This is a genomic window from Pseudoalteromonas nanhaiensis (assembly GCF_051235485.1).
Lineage (GTDB): Bacteria > Pseudomonadota > Gammaproteobacteria > Enterobacterales > Alteromonadaceae > Pseudoalteromonas > Pseudoalteromonas lipolytica_C.
The window spans coordinates 19,711-35,289 of the sequence record NZ_JBPNYQ010000011.1 but is presented as its reverse complement, the minus strand read 5'-3'; the positions used below and the strand labels follow the sequence as shown (position 1 = coordinate 35,289).

The window sequence follows — 15,579 nt, the reverse complement described above, 5'->3', positions numbered from 1 at the left end:
TGTTTTCTTGCTATCGCGTTCTTTCTTACCGCCCATTCCTTGATAACACAAATATTTGCTATTTCATCTAGCCTGATTGCAGGAATTATTAGTTTTAAAAAAGCAAAACAAGCACATCCTGAAAACGGCACAGTTATTTTAGAATACTCACAGTTAAGATTTGTGAGTGACAACATTCAATTGCAAGGCGAGATAAGTCCGAAAAGTTATATCTTTGCAAACTACGTAGTGCTCAGGCTTGAGGGGTTTTATCAGTCACACTGGCTGATTATTTCAGCAGCCAGTGTAGAAGACGTGTATTTTTCGCGTTTGAAACGTGCTGTTATTGCAGTGCAGGAACCGACTTAGGGGTCAGTATTGTTGGTGTTGGATTGTCGTTTTGTTCTGGGTAATCAATAGTGTAGTGTAAACCACGGCTTTCTTTACGCTCAAGGGCACTGCGAATTATCAGCTCAGCTACTTGTACGAGATTTCTAAGCTCTAATAAGTTATTAGACACTCTGAAGTTAGCGTAGTAGTCGTGAATTTCTTGTTGTAGTAACTCCACACGGTGAAGGGCACGCTCTAAGCGTTTAGTTGAGCGTACAATCCCCACGTAATCCCACATAAATAATCTTAGTTCATGCCAGTTATGAGTGATGACGATTTCTTCATCTGAATTAGTGACGCGGCTTTCATCCCATAGTGGGAGGGCTTCAAGGGCTGGGCTTGCATCGATTTTACTTAAAATGTCTTTCGCTGCGGCATGGGCAAACACAATACACTCAAGTAACGAGTTACTCGCCATGCGATTAGCACCGTGTAAGCCTGTGTAAGCGACTTCGCCAACAGCATAAAGGTTGTCTAAATCTGTGCGGCCATTAAAGTCAGTCATCACCCCACCACATGTATAGTGTGCAGCCGGAACCACTGGAATGGCTTCTTTAGTAATATCTAAGCCCACACTTAAACATTTTGCATAGATGGTAGGGAAGTGCTCAATGATAAAGTCTTTGTCTTTGTGGCTAATATCAAGATAGACACAGTTCGCACCAAGGCGTTTCATTTCAAAATCGATAGCACGAGCCACGATATCGCGAGGAGCAAGCTCTTCACGCTCATCAAAATCTTTCATAAAACGGGTGCCATCGGGGCGTTTTAAATATGCACCTTCACCACGCATTGCTTCGGTAATCAAAAAGTTTTGTAGCTCTGGGTGATATAAACTAGTTGGGTGGAATTGGTTAAATTCCATATTGGCAACCCGACACCCCGCACGCCATGCCATGGCAATACCATCGCCACTTGATACATCAGGATTAGAAGTATATAGATAAACTTTGCTGGCTCCACCAGTGGCAAGTGCAACGAATTTGGCTGAAATTGTTTCGACTTTTTTCTCTTCACAGTTCCATACATATAAACCATGAATATGTTTGCCCTTTTTACCTAGACTCTTATCACTGATTAAATCAATCGCATTATAGTTTTCTAGCAAGGTAATGTTTTGATGGGCTTGTACTTGGCTAATTAAAGTTGTTTGCACTGCGCGACCAGTGGCATCTGCAGCGTGTAAAATACGGCGATGACTGTGGCCACCCTCACGAGTTAAATGAAAGCGCTCTTTACCTTTTGAGTCAAACTCCATATCAAAAGGCACACCTTGTTCGATTAGCCATTTCAAACACGTCTTAGCATTGCTTGCAGTGTAATGCACCGCATCTCGGTCACATAAACCACCACCCGCATCGAGTGTATCTTCAACATGAGATTCAATGCTGTCATTCTTTTTATCAAATACCGCGGCAATGCCACCTTGTGCATATAAGGTTGACCCTTCAGTCAGTGCACCTTTACTTAGTACAGTGACCTTGCAATGGTTAGCAAGAGATAAAGCAAGAGAAAGGCCAGCGGCGCCGCTGCCAATGATAGCGACATCAGTAATGTGATGTTTATTTTGGTTCATGTCTGTGGTCTTTGCGGTTACAATGCTCGGCTAGTAGTGCCAAAAGTTTGAGCAAATATTTTTTTATGTGGTATACGTATATGTACCATATTTGCAGTAGCACTATTAGTCATTTTAATATGTTATACCAATCTTATTAGGTTTTAGGTCACATAAACAGTCTACTTTAGGCTGTTTGTTTAAATTTATTTAATTCACAGTGAACTTATGTACCCGTTGATTTAACAGCAGTATTTGAACTTATTGTGTAATAAGATCGGTATGACTCAATTTATTTGCATGCTATTTTATAAAAAAATCATTTTAAACTGAACTTTTATATTCATGCTGCAGTCAGAGTTTGTGTAAACAATGGCGAGTATATGAATAGCAAGCAAGAATCAAACAGAGGAGTACCGGCTCGAATGAGCGAGCAGGATTTGGATTTAGCGTTAGTTAAAAGGGTCCAGCAAGGAGATAAAAACGCCTTCAACCTATTAGTTAGAAAATATCAGAACAAAATTGCGGGTTTGATTTCACGTTATGTGTCGAACCAAGGTGATGTCGCTGATGTCGCGCAAGAGGCGTTTATTAAAGCGTATCGAGCTCTACCTAACTTTAGAGGTGATAGCGCCTTTTATACTTGGTTATACCGTATCGCCGTAAATTGTGCTAAAAATTACTTGGTTGCGCAGGGCCGAAAGCCCCCCGCAAACGATGTTGATGCTGAAGAAGCCGAATTTTATGACAGTGCAGATGCTATGCGCTCTAACGCATCACCTGAAAACCTGTTATTAAGTGACGAAGTACGTGCTGTAATTTTTAATACGATTGATAGTTTGCCTGAAGATCTGAAGACCGCGATAACCCTTCGTGAAATTGAAGGGATGAGCTATGAAGAAATAGCCGTGGTTATGGATTGCCCTGTGGGAACGGTACGCTCGCGTATATTTCGTGCCCGTGAGGCGATTGATAATAAATTGAATCCATTAATAGGTGAGTCTTAGTATGACAAAAGCAGACGTTAACAAGTTGGATAATGAGCAATTGTCCGCGTTACTTGACGGCGAGCAGCAGTTAACTGATCAAGCGATTACTAACGACGATGTAGCAACATTTGGTCGTTACGCGATGATCGGTGACGTAATGCGTGCTGAGGCAAATAATAACGCTTTTAATTTCGACATTGCAGACGCAGTGGCAGAATCACTTGAGCAAGAACCTGTTTACGCTGATTTCGCGAATAAAACAACAGCACCAAAAAGCGAAGAAATCGTGGCGGCAACAGGCACAGATAACGTTGTAGCATTTAATTGGCGTCGTCCATCTGCCCAAGTGGCAATTGCTGCAAGTGTTGCTATGTTTGCGATTGTGGGCGTACAAACATTGCCGCAGAACACCGAATCACCAGAAAGTGACATTCCACTTTTACAAACAACACCTTTAACGGGGGTTGCGTCACCTGTTAGCTATTCATCAGAGCAGCCTGCACTTGAAAACGCAGAGCAAGGTTTACGTGAATTACAACAGCAGCGTATAGGGGCATTAGTTCTTGAGCATCAGCGTCAAGCACGTGTTGCCTATTCTCTGGAAAGTTCACAAACTGCAGAAAACGCAGAAGAGGAAAAAAACTAATTAAATGAAAGTGTTTACTTTTATTTTGTCACTGGCATTAATGGCTCCGGCTTTTGCCAGTGATGAAAACCCCGCCAAAGCATTATTACTTAATATGGCTGATGCCGTTCATACCCGCAACTTTGATGCATCTTTTGTCGTCGTTAAAGGCCAAACCATGGAACCTTATCGTTGGTTGCATGCTAAACAAGGTGATATCGAGCTTGAACATTTGAGCTTGCTTAATGGTGCAGGACTTGAGATGGCAAGAGTTAACGGACAAGTTACTTATTTTGAGCCTCACTCACAGCCTTATACTATTAAAACCGACACTATTGCCGGGCCTATTCCTGAAGTACTTTTTAAAGATATTGAACGCGTAAGTGCACATTATGATTTTGTGCTAGGTGGTAAAGGACGTATTGCAGGTCGCTCAGCGCAGTTAGTGCGTATTGAATCAAAAGATGAGCATAAATTTAACTACTGGATTTGGATTGATACCGAGTCATCGCTTCTACTTAAGTCTGCTTATGTTGATCATAAAGGTGAAATGTTGGAGCAATTACAGTTAACTCACATAAGTGTGACCGAGCAGCCAGCGCCAATGCTACTTGAAATGCAAAACCGTAGTTTTCCTGCTGCTATGCCAACCACTGAGATTGAAAATGCATCTGAAGGTGCTGGCAATAATTGGAATATTGGCTGGTTGCCAGATGGATTCAAATTGTTAAAGTCAGATCGCCACAAATTAGACTTAAATAATGAACTAACAGACTATTACTTATACTCTGATGGTTTTGTGGAAGTATCTGTGTTTATTCAAAGACCTTTACCAGGCAAACGAGCCAGTGGTGCACTATCATCGGGTGCAACGACGGTTTATGTTCACAATGGCGGTGGCTTTGATGTATCGGTTGTTGGTAATATTCCCGCTATGACAGCCAAAGCTATAGCTGAGTCGGTAGCGCGACCTCTTTAAATTATGATTGAACAAACACTCACTGTCGTGTCGGTTAAAGGCACGACAGCGAACTTAGAAGCAGAGCAAAAACAGGCCTGTGCCGGCTGTAATGGTCGATGTGGCTCGCAAGTATTCGCTAAACTGTTTGGAACAGCCAAAAAAACTTTCCCCTATACCTTTGATTCTGAGTTAAAAGTCGGTCAAAAAGTGACCTTAGCACTTGATGATAGTCATTTAGTTAAACATGCGATGGCTGTGTATATGTTGCCACTTTTATTCAGTTTGGGATTTGCTTTAATCGCTTTTGCCGCTTTTTCATTACCTGAGGGCTGGCAAATTTTAGCAGCCGTGATTGGTGGCTTAACGGGCTATGCAATAGCAAAATCAAGGGTTAAGAGCCTCAAGCACGATATAAAAGTAATAAAAATTCACCCAATTACTATTCCTTTCACTCAAATAGATGGTGATTAAAGCCAATTAAATGTAAAATTGTCGCTTTATACACTTAGTCCATTTATATAGAAGTTTAGAATCCAGTTTATGAAGCATATCCGTAATTTTTCGATCATCGCCCATATTGACCATGGTAAATCGACTCTCTCAGACCGTCTTATCCAAGTTTGTGGTGGTTTAACAGACCGTGAAATGCAGCAGCAGGTGTTAGACTCAATGGACATTGAGCGTGAGCGTGGTATTACCATCAAAGCGCAAAGTGTAACACTAAATTATAAAGCTAAAGACGGCGAAACATACCAGTTAAACTTCATCGATACCCCTGGACACGTTGACTTTACATACGAAGTATCGCGTTCACTTGCAGCCTGTGAAGGTGCATTATTGGTTGTAGATGCGGGCCAAGGTGTTGAAGCACAAACATTAGCAAACTGCTACACAGCAATCGAAATGGACTTAGAAGTTATTCCAGTTCTAAATAAAATCGACTTACCGCAAGCCGACCCTCTTCGTGTAGCTGAAGAAATTGAAGATATTATCGGTATCGATGCTCTAGATGCAGTGCAATGTAGTGCTAAAACAGGTATTGGTATTGAAGAAGTATTAGAAGTTATTGTTAAAGATATTCCGCCACCGGTAGGTGACAAAGATAAGCCACTACAAGCGCTTATCATTGACTCATGGTTTGACCCATATCAAGGCGTTGTATCATTAGTACGTATCAAACACGGTGAATTACGCTCTGGCGATAAAATTAAGATCATGTCGAATGAGCAAGTTCATATCGCAGATAAAGTGGGTATTTTCACTCCAAAACAAACCAACACGGGTATCTTAAAAACCGGTGAAGTAGGTTTTGTTATTGCGGGTATTAAAGAAATCCACGGTGCACCAGTTGGTGATACTATCACGCTTCAACGTAATTCTGCCCCTGAGCGTTTACCTGGCTTCCAACGCATTAAACCGCAGGTTTATGCTGGTATGTTCCCAATCTCATCAGATGATTATGAATCATTCCGTGATGCGCTTGATAAACTAAGCTTGAACGATGCGTCGTTATTCTTCGAACCAGAAAACTCAACGGCACTTGGTTTTGGTTTCCGTTGTGGTTTCTTGGGTATGCTACACATGGAAATCATTCAAGAACGTCTTGAGCGAGAGTACGACATTGATCTTATTACTACTGCGCCAACAGTAATCTACGAAGTAGAAACAAAAGACGGAACTAAACAAATAGATAACCCGTCTGACCTACCACCGGTAAACAATATTATTGAAATCCGTGAGCCAATTGTTGAAGCTAACATCTTAGTTCCGCAAGAGTTTTTAGGTAACGTAATTACACTTTGTGTTGAAAAGCGTGGTATGCAAACTAAAATGAGCTACCATGGTAAGCAAGTTGCGGTGACGTACGAATTACCGATGGCTGAAGTAGTAATGGACTTCTTTGATAAGTTAAAATCAACAAGTCGTGGTTTTGCATCACTTGATTATAACTTTAAGCATTTCCAAGCTTCAGACATGGTGCGTGTTGATGTACTAATTAATGGTGAGCGTGTTGATGCACTTGCTATTATTGTGCACCGTGATATCGCGCAGTCACGTGGTCGCCAGTTAGCGGAAGCGCTAAAAGATCTGATCCCACGTCAGCAGTTTGATATTGCGATTCAAGCAGCGATTGGTCAGCATGTGATTGCACGTACAACAGTTAAGCAATTACGCAAAAACGTAATCGCAAAATGTTACGGTGGTGACGTGAGCCGTAAGAAAAAGCTACTACAGAAGCAAAAAGAAGGTAAAAAGCGAATGAAGCAATTAGGTAACGTTGAAGTTCCTCAAGATGCATTCTTAGCTATCCTTAAAGTTGGTAAATAATAAGAAGTAGATATAGGAATTAATGCATGGCGGGTTATTTTTCAATTTTCTTAGTGTTGTTAACACTTGGCTCAGGTTTAATTTGGTTAATTGACCACTTTATGTTTGCGCCGAAGCGTCAACAGCGAATTGCCCTTGCTCAAAATGCCGCAGGTGGTGATTTAGATGAAGAAACCGCTGCATTAATTGCGCCTGAGCCAAGTATTACTGAAACGGCTAAATCAATTTTTCCGATGATTGCGGCAATCACCATCTTCCGCTCATTTATTTTTGAACCGTTTCAAATTCCATCTGGTTCGATGATGCCAACTTTACTTGTGGGTGACTTTATTCTTGTTCAAAAGTACTCATATGGCATTAAAGACCCAGTTTGGCGCAGTCAGCTAGTTGATGTAAACGAGCCTGAGCGTGGTGATATTGTTGTATTTAAATACCCACTTGATGAGCGTGTTGATTATATTAAACGAGCAATAGGTCTACCTGGCGATAAGATTGTTTATCGCAACAAGCACCTTTATATTCAGCCAAAATGTGAAGAAGGTGCTACGCAACAGGGTGAGTTGCTGTGTAATGAATACAATAAAATTGATATGGAAATCCTCAATAGCGATGAGTTCAAACAAGGTTCAATGAATTTGGTGCGTTTAGAAGAAGGTCTAAGCACAGTCAATCATAATATCTTGATTAACCCGCAAGCGCCTGAAATGAAAGGCCGTTATTATCAGCAGCCGGGTACTCGCTCAGATGAGTGGGTGGTTCCTGCCGATCATTATTTTATGATGGGTGATAACCGTGATAATAGCCAAGACAGTCGCTTTTGGGGCTTTGTACCAAAAGAAAACTTGGTTGGTAAAGCCGTCTTTATATGGATGAGTTTTGAATTTGAAAATGGCCCAGATGACTTTTTACCAAGCTGGGTTCCAACTGGTGTTCGTTTTGAACGCCTAGGTAATATTCAGTAACGATGAAAAAAAACGTAACAGAGTTATACAATAAAATAGGTTATACATTTACTGATCAAGCGTTGCTTGAGCAGGCAATGACGCATCGCAGTCATAAAGGTCAACATAATGAACGCTTAGAGTTTTTGGGCGATTCAATTTTGAGTTTTGTGATTGCTAATGCGCTTTATAATAAATTTCCAAAAGCACGTGAAGGTGATTTAAGCCGTATGCGCTCTACCTTAGTGCGTGGACAAACCTTGGCTGAATTTGGCCTAGAATTTGGCTTGGGCGATTACTTACGCTTAGGCCCAGGTGAATTGAAAAGTGGCGGTTTTCGCCGCGAATCAACCCTTGCTGATGCTGTTGAAGCGATTATTGGCGCGGTGTTCTTAGACTCAAACATTGAACAATGTGGAGAGCTTATTTTAAGCTGGTATGAGTCTCGCCTTGATGCAATTTCGCCAGGTTTGAACCAAAAAGACCCGAAAACATTACTTCAAGAATACTTACAAGCGCGCAAACTATCGTTACCAGGCTACACTGTTATTGATACAAAGGGCCAAGCGCACAATCAAACATTCACGGTTGAATGTATTGTTGAAGGGATGGATAGCATTATCTCAGTGGGTAGCTCGCGTCGTAAAGCAGAGCAAAAAGCCGCTGAAAAAGCCTTAAAGATACTTAAAAATGAATCTTGATGATTTAATCTCTAAATCACCTGCAGAGTTAGATACACACTGCGGGATGATTGCCATTGTAGGCCGTCCAAATGTGGGCAAATCGACCTTACTTAACTACATTGTTGAGCAAAAGGTGTCGATTACTTCGCGTAAACCGCAAACTACACGTCACCGTATTATGGGTATTCATACTGAAGGTAAATACCAAGCTGTGTACGTCGACACTCCGGGTTTACACGTAGAAGAAAAGCGTGCCATTAACCGTTTAATGAACAGAGCAGCATCAAGTTCAATTGGTGATGTAGAACTGATCATTTTTGTGGTTGAAGGAACACACTGGAACGAAGACGATGAGATGGTACTTAACAAAGTACGCCAAAGTGGTCGTCCGGTGTTATTGGTAATGAATAAAATCGACCAAGTAAAAGATCGCGATCTTGTGCTGCCACACATGCAGTTCTTGGGCGAAAAGTTTGATTTTGTTGGTATTATTCCTGTTTCTGCTAAGCAGGGTAAAAATATTGAACTAATCAAAGCTGAAGTAACTAAGCGTCTTCCTCTTTGCGAATTTTATTTTCCTGAGGACTACGTGACAGATCGCTCTATGCGATTCATGTCGGCAGAAGTTATCCGTGAAAAGCTGATGCGTTTTATGGGTGATGAGTTACCTTATTCTGTCACGGTAGAAATAGAACAGTTTAAATGGCTCGATAATGGTGTTTGGCAAATCAATGGCCTTATCTTGGTTGAGCGCGAAACACAAAAACGTATGGTGATTGGTAACAAGGGCGAAAAGCTAAAAGTTATCGGTCGTGAAGCGCGTAAAGACCTTGAAGAAATGCTTGATAACAAAGTGTTTTTAGAACTTTGGGTAAAAGTCAAATCTGGTTGGGCTGACGATGAACGTGCGCTACGTAGCCTTGGCTATGGTGAAGACTAAGTAAAGCTTACACGCCATGGATAGCGAATTCTACACAGCATACTTGCTGCATCGACGTCCTTTTAGTGACTCGCAAGTTATGCTTGATATGCTGGTAGAAGGCGTTGGTCAACTGAGAATGTTGGCTCGTATTAGTGGTCGCCAGGCCACTAAACATAAAGCTCAACTGCAACCTTTCCAATCTCTGCTTGTACAATACAGCGGTAAGTCTGATTTAAAATACATCACTCGTTTTGAGCCCCATGGCGGGCAAAGTATGTTAACTGGCACCCAGTTATATTGTGGTTTTTATTTGAACGAATTAACCAATCGTATCGTACCAATCAACGAGCCGATGGAAAGTGTTTATCATCTTTATAAACAGCATTTACACGAGTTATCGACCACTAAAAGCCTGCAAGCGGTGCTGCGCTCTTATGAGTTTCAACTGCTAGAGATGCTAGGATACGGTGTTGATTTTAGCGTTGATGCGCAAGGGGATGAAATAAACGATGCAGCAAATTATCAGTACTTTGCTGAATACGGTTTTTTGTTGCATGACGACCCCCATAGTGGCTTTTCAGGAAAGCAATTAAATGCCATAGCGGCTCATGACTTTAGCGCCCCTGATGTGTTATATATGGCTAAGCAATTAAGTCGATACCTACTCAAGCCTTTACTTGGTAAAAAGCCATTAAAAAGTCGTGAGTTATTTATTAAGTAGGCTGATACTCAGCCTTGAATCGTTGTTTTAAACAGGTAAAAAAATGAAAGATATTCTTCTTGGTGTAAACGTTGATCACATTGCCACTTTACGCCAAGCGCGTAGCACGAGTTACCCAGATCCTGCGCATGCCGCTGCTGTTGCAGAGCATGCTGGTGCAGATGGTATCACCATTCATTTGCGTGAAGACCGTCGTCATATTCAAGATCGTGACGTATATGTGATGGCAAAAACGATTCAAACACGTATGAATCTTGAGATTGCAGTCACCGATGAAATGATCGACATCGCCCTTGAAGTGAAACCTGCTTATGTGTGTTTAGTGCCTGAAAAACGTGAAGAACTCACCACAGAAGGTGGCCTTGATGTTGTAGGTAACTTTGAAAAAGTAAAAGCTGCAACAGAAAAGCTGACAGCAGCAGGAATTAAGGTTTCGTTATTTATTGATGCCGACAACGCGCAACTTGATGCTGCAAAAGCGTGTAATGCTCCTTACGTTGAAATTCACACAGGTGCTTATGCCGATGCTGAGAATGACGAAGAGCTTCACACGGAGCTTGAACGTATTCGTAGCGGCGTACAATATGCTGATAGCCTAGGTTTAATCGTTAATGCCGGCCATGGTCTTCATTATCACAATGTAAAACCCATTGCGGCAATGCCAGAAATTTATGAGTTAAACATTGGTCATGCAATTATTGCCCGTGCAGCGATTGATGGTTTAGAAAAAGCAGTAAGCGATATGAAACGCCTAATGATTGAAGCAAGGCTTTAATACTAATCCGCAATAATATTAATCATTTTGAGGGATTAAACCTGTCGCTATCTACGAGGTTTTATTGCCTCAAAATAGACTACTTAATTAAGCGAATTGGTATAAGCTTTGAACTGCCGCCCTTTTATAGGCGCTGGCAAGTTTGAATACTGAGCGCGGTGGATGTGATATCCACCGCGTTTTTATTTACTCAGATAAACAATAAATTGTGCAAGTAATGAAGAAAGCCAAGGCGAAAGACAGAGTAGGGCCACTAAATATTGATGCTTTTTCTTAAAGCTTTTTAAAACACCATCATCTACGGCCGACAAGTTACCTTTCTTAATTGAATGAATAACCATCGAGTTAGGTTTTACCTTCATTAATTGGGCTTTACTCTCGTATTCTTGCCATTGTTCTGCGTAATTGTTCTTTACGTAATCGTTTGCCATCACAGCAAGCCTTTTATGGCAAGCTATGCACCATACGAACGATAGCGATACAAAAACAAAAAATGAAATAAAAAACATTTATCTTCCTTGAGATTCTTTCTAACTTTTATTGCTCTTCCATACCTGCATCGCTTAATAAATTATTAAGCTCATCAATTAACTCAAATAGTTCAGGCTCGATGTAATTTAAATCGCAATCGCCTTTTAATGCTGTTTCGAGAGTTTCGGCAAGTGATTTTAGTTTTGGTACGCCGGTATAACAACATGCGCCATGGAATTTGTGCACTATGCTAAGTACATGTTCACAATCTTCTTTTTCTATAGCTTCATTGAGCAGGCGCAAGGTCTCCGGCACGCTCAGTAATAGCATGTTAAGCATTTCAAGTGCTAGTTCTTCTTTACCGCCTGCGCGTTGTAGTGCTAATTGCCAATCAAGACGAGCGCTTTCAAATGGTGGCTCCGAATGAACGGTAGCTGCTTTACTTCGTTCACGATTAATAGGTGATTGCGGGCTATGATCGCTGATGATTTGTTTTAGCATATCTTCATCGATAGGCTTGGTTAAGTAACCTTTAAAGCCATCTTTAAGAAGTTGTTCTTTTTCACCCGCCAAAGCGTGCGCTGTAACTGCAATGATAGGTGTATCTTCATTTAGTGATGATTCGCGAATAAGCTTACAAGCGGTAATACCATCCATGATTGGCATTTGAATATCCATAAATATTAAATCGTATTTATGGCTTTTGCTTAAGCTGTAGGCTTGAGAACCATTATGGGCGGTATCAATTAACTCAATTTTTTCTTCAAGAAGGGTACAAATAAGCTTTAAGTTAGCGTCATTGTCGTCAACGACCAACACTTTAAGTGGTAAAAGCTTTTCGTCACCCTGTTCAATATTATGTACTGGGTGATCAAGGCGATAAGGTGCAGCCAATATTTCACACAGTTTACGGTGGTTAAGTGGCTTGCTAAGGCATGCATCAGCACCACTACCAATAAATGCCTCACGCATATTATGTGACACAGTATTGAGCATAATATATAAATAATCAGTCGCAGGGCGAACTGCTTTCACGTAGCTTTTCAGCTGCTGCATATCATCTATTGTGGCAGTATGACCAATAATACAGATGTCATAGCTGAAATCTTTATTGATCTCGTTTAAGAAACTTTCTTCATCTGTGCACGCAGTCACCCTCATTTGCCATTCATTCAATAACGACAATGTTGCTTGGTGAGAGTGCTCATGTGGCTCTAAATAAAGCACGCGTTTATTTATTAAGGATTGAGTAGGTAAGTCGCTGGTAATTATATTGCTTGGCGTTCTAAATACCGCATTAAATGTAAAGCAGGTGCCATTGCCAGGAGCTGAGTTAAGCGTTATGCGACCGTTCATCGCTTCAACAATATGTTTAGTGATGATTAAACCAAGCCCAGTACCACCAAATTTACGAGTAATACTTGAGTCTGCTTGGCCAAATGGTGTGAATAACGCATCTTGTTTATCCATAGGAATACCTACACCAGTATCAGTCACTGAGACCAAAATTGAGGCGCGCTCTTCATCGAGCAAGCGGTAGCCAACATCCACTTTAATCGACCCTTTTTCAGTAAATTTAATCGCGTTACTCAACAGGTTTATTAAGATTTGTTTAAAGCGAGTCGGGTCACCGGTCAGGTTATCAGGCACTTGTGGATGAATAAAAATTGATAGCTCAAGTTGCTTTTCATGAGCGCTCGGTGCCAATAAAGTCAAAACTTCATTGATATTGTCACGCAGCTGGAATTGCATTGATTCTAGCTCCATGGCACCGGCTTCTAATTTAGAAAAGTCCAAAATATCACTAATAATGGTCAATAAACTGTTGGCTGACAGCTCAATGGTATCAAGATAATCTTTTTGATGCTTATTTAGCGGGGTTTTATAAAGCTGGCGTGTAAAACCAATTACACCATTTAAAGGCGTACGTAATTCATGACTCATCTTGGCTAAGAAGTCTGATTTTACTCGGTTAGCATCTTGCGCGTCTTTTTTGGCGATACTTAACTGGATATTTTGGGTTTCGTACTGTTCGAGTGTTTCGCGGTAATCAGAGGTTGCTTGGTCAATGTGTTTTTGCATTTCGTCACGTTGCATGACCATGGTTTGCGAAATCGTATTAAGGCCTTCTCTGAGTAACTCAAACTCTCCAAACATTTTCTTATCAAGACCGGTATCTACTTTACCTTCTATTAACCTGTCGGTAGCAAGTACTAACTTATTAAGTGGTTGAACAAACATACGGGTAAGTCTAAATGCCAAAATAGTCGCCAGTACTAACGCTAAAATAATGACAATGCCACTTATAAGCAGTGCGCGTTGCTGACCAATGATAGCCTGTTGTTTGTTGAGCATGATAACCACAGTTCCTAATGAAGCTTGGTAACTATGGTGGTTCCAAATCGAATCTTGGCGACTATGATTAACAATGGCAGTTTTAAACGTTAAGTAGTGCTCTGAATTTTTGACAATAATACCGTCTAGTGACGCTGAGTTATCGGTTATAAACTCTTTGAACTCACTTTGATATTTACTAAAAATGACAAGCTCATTGTTCTCATCAAAAATAGCAATTGATTGAATAGCAGGGGAGTGCTTGTTATGGGTATGACTAACTAGGCGTGTTAATAGCGGTTTATCACGCTTGAGCAAGGGTTGTTCAACCGCTATAGCCAGCGGCTCAATTATTGTCACACCTTGTTGATATAAAATTTCATCGAGCTCAATGTAACGATTTATTGTAAAATAACCGCCCAGCAACAAGCCTATGATCACAGTCGGTATTAAAGTGAGAGTTAAGACTGAGTCACGTAAGCCAAATTTAGTCATAAAGAATGTTGTTATCATTATTATCGTTGTTTAAGAGTATATACTTACTTCCGCTTTATCAATAATTAAGGTGTTGCCCAATGGCACAGATTTTCAAAGCCAAAAAGAAATCCGTTTCACAAAAAATGCTAACCCTGTCTGTCACCGCTATGGATCATCAAGGTCGAGGCGTTGCAAAACAAGGGAGTAAAGTTTGTTTTGTTAATGGTGCTTTGCCGGGCGAAGAAGTAAAAGCACTGTTGATAGAAGATAAGGCACGTTTTGCCAGTGCTGATTGTAAAAAAGTGCTATCAGCCTCAGAGCATAGGATTACTCCTTTTTGCCAACATTATCAGGTATGCGGTGGTTGTCAGTTACAACACCTCGATGCAAAACAACAGCTCGTAGAAAAGCAAACAGCGGTGAGTCAGTTGTTTAGTAAATTTGCCAAAGCTGATAACTTAAACTGGCAAGCGCCTTTATTGAGTGATGAGCATCATTATCGTCGCTCTGCGCGTATTGCAGTAATGCACGACAAATCCGCCAAAAAAATGCGAGTAGGGTATCGAGCTCAAGGCTCTAAGCAATTGGTGAGTATTGAAAACTGCGATGTGCTTACAAGCACTTTCAAAGAAGTATTTGCTGTGTTTGATGTTCTTATCAACAGTCATTCAGGTCTAGATAGTATTAGCCACTTACAATTATGCGAAGCTGATAACGCGGCTTTTGTGGTTGTTAGGCATACTAAGGCGATTAATAACGAGTTAAAAACAATCGTAGAATCAGCGTGTAATGAATACAACTGGTGCGTGGTATGGCAATCACAAAGTGGTGAAATTAATCACAGTGATTTCCCTATGCCGTACTACCAGATACCAGCTTATGATTTACGCTTTGAGTTTGGTCTTGAAAACTTTATTCAAGTTAACCCGCAAGTGAACCAAGCGATGCTGCATCAAGCAAAAGAGTGGTTAGAACTTCAAGGTAGTGAACAAGTGTTGGATTTATTTTGCGGCATTGGTAACTTTTCACTATTAATGGCAAAGTATGCTAAATATGTTATTGGTGTTGAAGGTGTTGATTCTGCGGTTGCATTAGCCAAACAAAATGCGCAAACTAACTCTTTGTCGAATACCGATTTTTACTGTTTTGATTTAACACAGCCAATGAAATCAGCAGCTTGGTTTAGTGATGATTTTGATGTGTTAGTCCTTGACCCGTCACGCACTGGGGCGATGGCCATTTTAGAGCAGTTACCACTAACCCAGTTTAAAACGATTTTATACGTCTCTTGTGATCCTGTTACTTTAGCCCGTGACAGTGCGATTATTTTACAAGCAGGCTTTAGCATTAAGAAAATAGGGCTAATGAATATGTTCCCGCATACCGGGCATATTGAAACGATGGCGTTATTTCACAGGAGGTAAAGCG

General features: G+C 40.9%; 15 protein-coding genes. 12 read left to right on the top strand and 3 right to left on the bottom strand.

Going from position 1 to position 15,579, the window contains the following annotated elements; all coding sequences use genetic code 11:
* The first annotated feature begins 39 nt into the window (after window positions 1-39).
* Entirely contained in the window at window positions 40-348 is a 309-nt protein-coding gene (locus tag ACSFVZ_RS11190) for a hypothetical protein (protein WP_435558868.1), read from the top strand.
* On the opposite strand, the gene nadB is transcribed toward ACSFVZ_RS11190, so the two are convergent.
* Complete coding sequence (gene nadB, locus ACSFVZ_RS11185; RefSeq protein ID WP_435558866.1) at window positions 323-1,945, bottom strand: L-aspartate oxidase; 1,623 nt, start codon at window positions 1,943-1,945, stop codon at window positions 323-325. The genes ACSFVZ_RS11190 and nadB overlap by 26 nt on opposite strands.
* 404 nt (window positions 1,946-2,349) lie before the next feature.
* Here nadB and rpoE point away from each other — a divergent pair, with 404 nt between their 5' ends.
* From rpoE to pdxJ, 10 genes are all read left to right on the top strand, one after another.
* Window positions 2,350-2,931, top strand: a complete 582-nt coding sequence (gene rpoE / locus ACSFVZ_RS11180; protein WP_036969086.1) for an RNA polymerase sigma factor RpoE — start codon at window positions 2,350-2,352, stop codon at window positions 2,929-2,931.
* A 1-nt stretch (window position 2,932) separates the two neighbouring features.
* Window positions 2,933-3,559 carry a sigma-E factor negative regulatory protein gene (locus ACSFVZ_RS11175; RefSeq protein WP_435558864.1) on the top strand — a complete coding sequence of 209 codons (627 nt, stop codon included), beginning with the start codon at window positions 2,933-2,935 and terminating at the stop codon, window positions 3,557-3,559.
* Window positions 3,560-3,563: 4 nt separating this feature from the next.
* A complete protein-coding gene (locus tag ACSFVZ_RS11170; protein WP_135923787.1) occupies window positions 3,564-4,517 on the top strand; it encodes a MucB/RseB C-terminal domain-containing protein in 954 nt (317 codons plus the stop codon).
* 3 nt (window positions 4,518-4,520) lie between these two features.
* Complete coding sequence (locus ACSFVZ_RS11165; protein WP_138557311.1) at window positions 4,521-4,970, top strand: SoxR reducing system RseC family protein; 450 nt, start codon at window positions 4,521-4,523, stop codon at window positions 4,968-4,970.
* A 69-nt stretch (window positions 4,971-5,039) separates the two neighbouring features.
* Complete coding sequence (lepA, locus tag ACSFVZ_RS11160) at window positions 5,040-6,827, top strand: translation elongation factor 4 (protein ID WP_135923789.1); 1,788 nt, start codon at window positions 5,040-5,042, stop codon at window positions 6,825-6,827.
* Window positions 6,828-6,853: 26 nt separating this feature from the next.
* Entirely contained in the window at window positions 6,854-7,789 is a 936-nt protein-coding gene (lepB, locus tag ACSFVZ_RS11155; RefSeq protein ID WP_135923790.1) for a signal peptidase I, read from the top strand.
* A gap of 2 nt (window positions 7,790-7,791) precedes the next feature.
* Window positions 7,792-8,469: a ribonuclease III gene (gene rnc, locus ACSFVZ_RS11150; protein WP_135923791.1), complete on the top strand. Its 678-nt coding sequence runs from the start codon at window positions 7,792-7,794 to the stop codon at window positions 8,467-8,469.
* A complete protein-coding gene (era, locus tag ACSFVZ_RS11145) occupies window positions 8,459-9,391 on the top strand; it encodes a GTPase Era (protein ID WP_135923792.1) in 933 nt (310 codons plus the stop codon). The genes rnc and era overlap by 11 nt, the downstream gene beginning before the upstream one ends.
* A 16-nt stretch (window positions 9,392-9,407) precedes the next feature.
* Window positions 9,408-10,094: a DNA repair protein RecO gene (gene recO / locus ACSFVZ_RS11140; protein WP_135923793.1), complete on the top strand. Its 687-nt coding sequence runs from the start codon at window positions 9,408-9,410 to the stop codon at window positions 10,092-10,094.
* 43 nt (window positions 10,095-10,137) lie between these two features.
* Entirely contained in the window at window positions 10,138-10,869 is a 732-nt protein-coding gene (gene pdxJ / locus ACSFVZ_RS11135) for a pyridoxine 5'-phosphate synthase (protein WP_435558863.1), read from the top strand.
* Window positions 10,870-11,051: 182 nt separating this feature from the next.
* On the opposite strand, the gene ACSFVZ_RS11130 is transcribed toward pdxJ, so the two are convergent.
* Window positions 11,052-11,300: a hypothetical protein gene (locus tag ACSFVZ_RS11130; protein WP_138557313.1), complete on the bottom strand. Its 249-nt coding sequence runs from the start codon at window positions 11,298-11,300 to the stop codon at window positions 11,052-11,054.
* Window positions 11,301-11,406: 106 nt separating this feature from the next.
* Window positions 11,407-14,169 (bottom strand): two-component sensor histidine kinase BarA, encoded by a 2,763-nt coding sequence (barA, locus tag ACSFVZ_RS11125; protein ID WP_435558907.1) that lies wholly within the window; start codon window positions 14,167-14,169, stop codon window positions 11,407-11,409.
* Between the two features lie 80 nt (window positions 14,170-14,249).
* Between barA and rlmD the strand changes: the two genes are divergently transcribed.
* Window positions 14,250-15,575 carry a 23S rRNA (uracil(1939)-C(5))-methyltransferase RlmD gene (gene rlmD, locus ACSFVZ_RS11120; protein WP_435558861.1) on the top strand — a complete coding sequence of 442 codons (1,326 nt, stop codon included), beginning with the start codon at window positions 14,250-14,252 and terminating at the stop codon, window positions 15,573-15,575.
* The last annotated feature ends 4 nt before the right edge of the window (window positions 15,576-15,579 follow it).

Excerpts from the sequence above, each read along its gene's own strand:
- ACSFVZ_RS11130 (WP_138557313.1), bottom strand. The coding sequence starts at position 11,300 with ATGGCAAACGATTACGTAAAGAACAATTACGCAGAACAATGGCAAGAA.
- rnc (WP_135923791.1), top strand. The coding sequence starts at position 7,792 with ATGAAAAAAAACGTAACAGAGTTATACAATAAAATAGGTTATACATTT.
- pdxJ (WP_435558863.1), top strand. The coding sequence starts at position 10,138 with ATGAAAGATATTCTTCTTGGTGTAAACGTTGATCACATTGCCACTTTA.
- recO (WP_135923793.1), top strand. The coding sequence starts at position 9,408 with ATGGATAGCGAATTCTACACAGCATACTTGCTGCATCGACGTCCTTTT.
- era (WP_135923792.1), top strand. The coding sequence starts at position 8,459 with ATGAATCTTGATGATTTAATCTCTAAATCACCTGCAGAGTTAGATACA.
- nadB (WP_435558866.1), bottom strand. The coding sequence starts at position 1,945 with ATGAACCAAAATAAACATCACATTACTGATGTCGCTATCATTGGCAGC.
- ACSFVZ_RS11175 (WP_435558864.1), top strand. The coding sequence starts at position 2,933 with ATGACAAAAGCAGACGTTAACAAGTTGGATAATGAGCAATTGTCCGCG.
- lepA (WP_135923789.1), top strand. The coding sequence starts at position 5,040 with ATGAAGCATATCCGTAATTTTTCGATCATCGCCCATATTGACCATGGT.
- rpoE (WP_036969086.1), top strand. The coding sequence starts at position 2,350 with ATGAGCGAGCAGGATTTGGATTTAGCGTTAGTTAAAAGGGTCCAGCAA.
- barA (WP_435558907.1), bottom strand. The coding sequence starts at position 14,169 with ATGACTAAATTTGGCTTACGTGACTCAGTCTTAACTCTCACTTTAATA.
- ACSFVZ_RS11170 (WP_135923787.1), top strand. The coding sequence starts at position 3,564 with ATGAAAGTGTTTACTTTTATTTTGTCACTGGCATTAATGGCTCCGGCT.
- ACSFVZ_RS11165 (WP_138557311.1), top strand. The coding sequence starts at position 4,521 with ATGATTGAACAAACACTCACTGTCGTGTCGGTTAAAGGCACGACAGCG.
- lepB (WP_135923790.1), top strand. The coding sequence starts at position 6,854 with ATGGCGGGTTATTTTTCAATTTTCTTAGTGTTGTTAACACTTGGCTCA.
- rlmD (WP_435558861.1), top strand. The coding sequence starts at position 14,250 with ATGGCACAGATTTTCAAAGCCAAAAAGAAATCCGTTTCACAAAAAATG.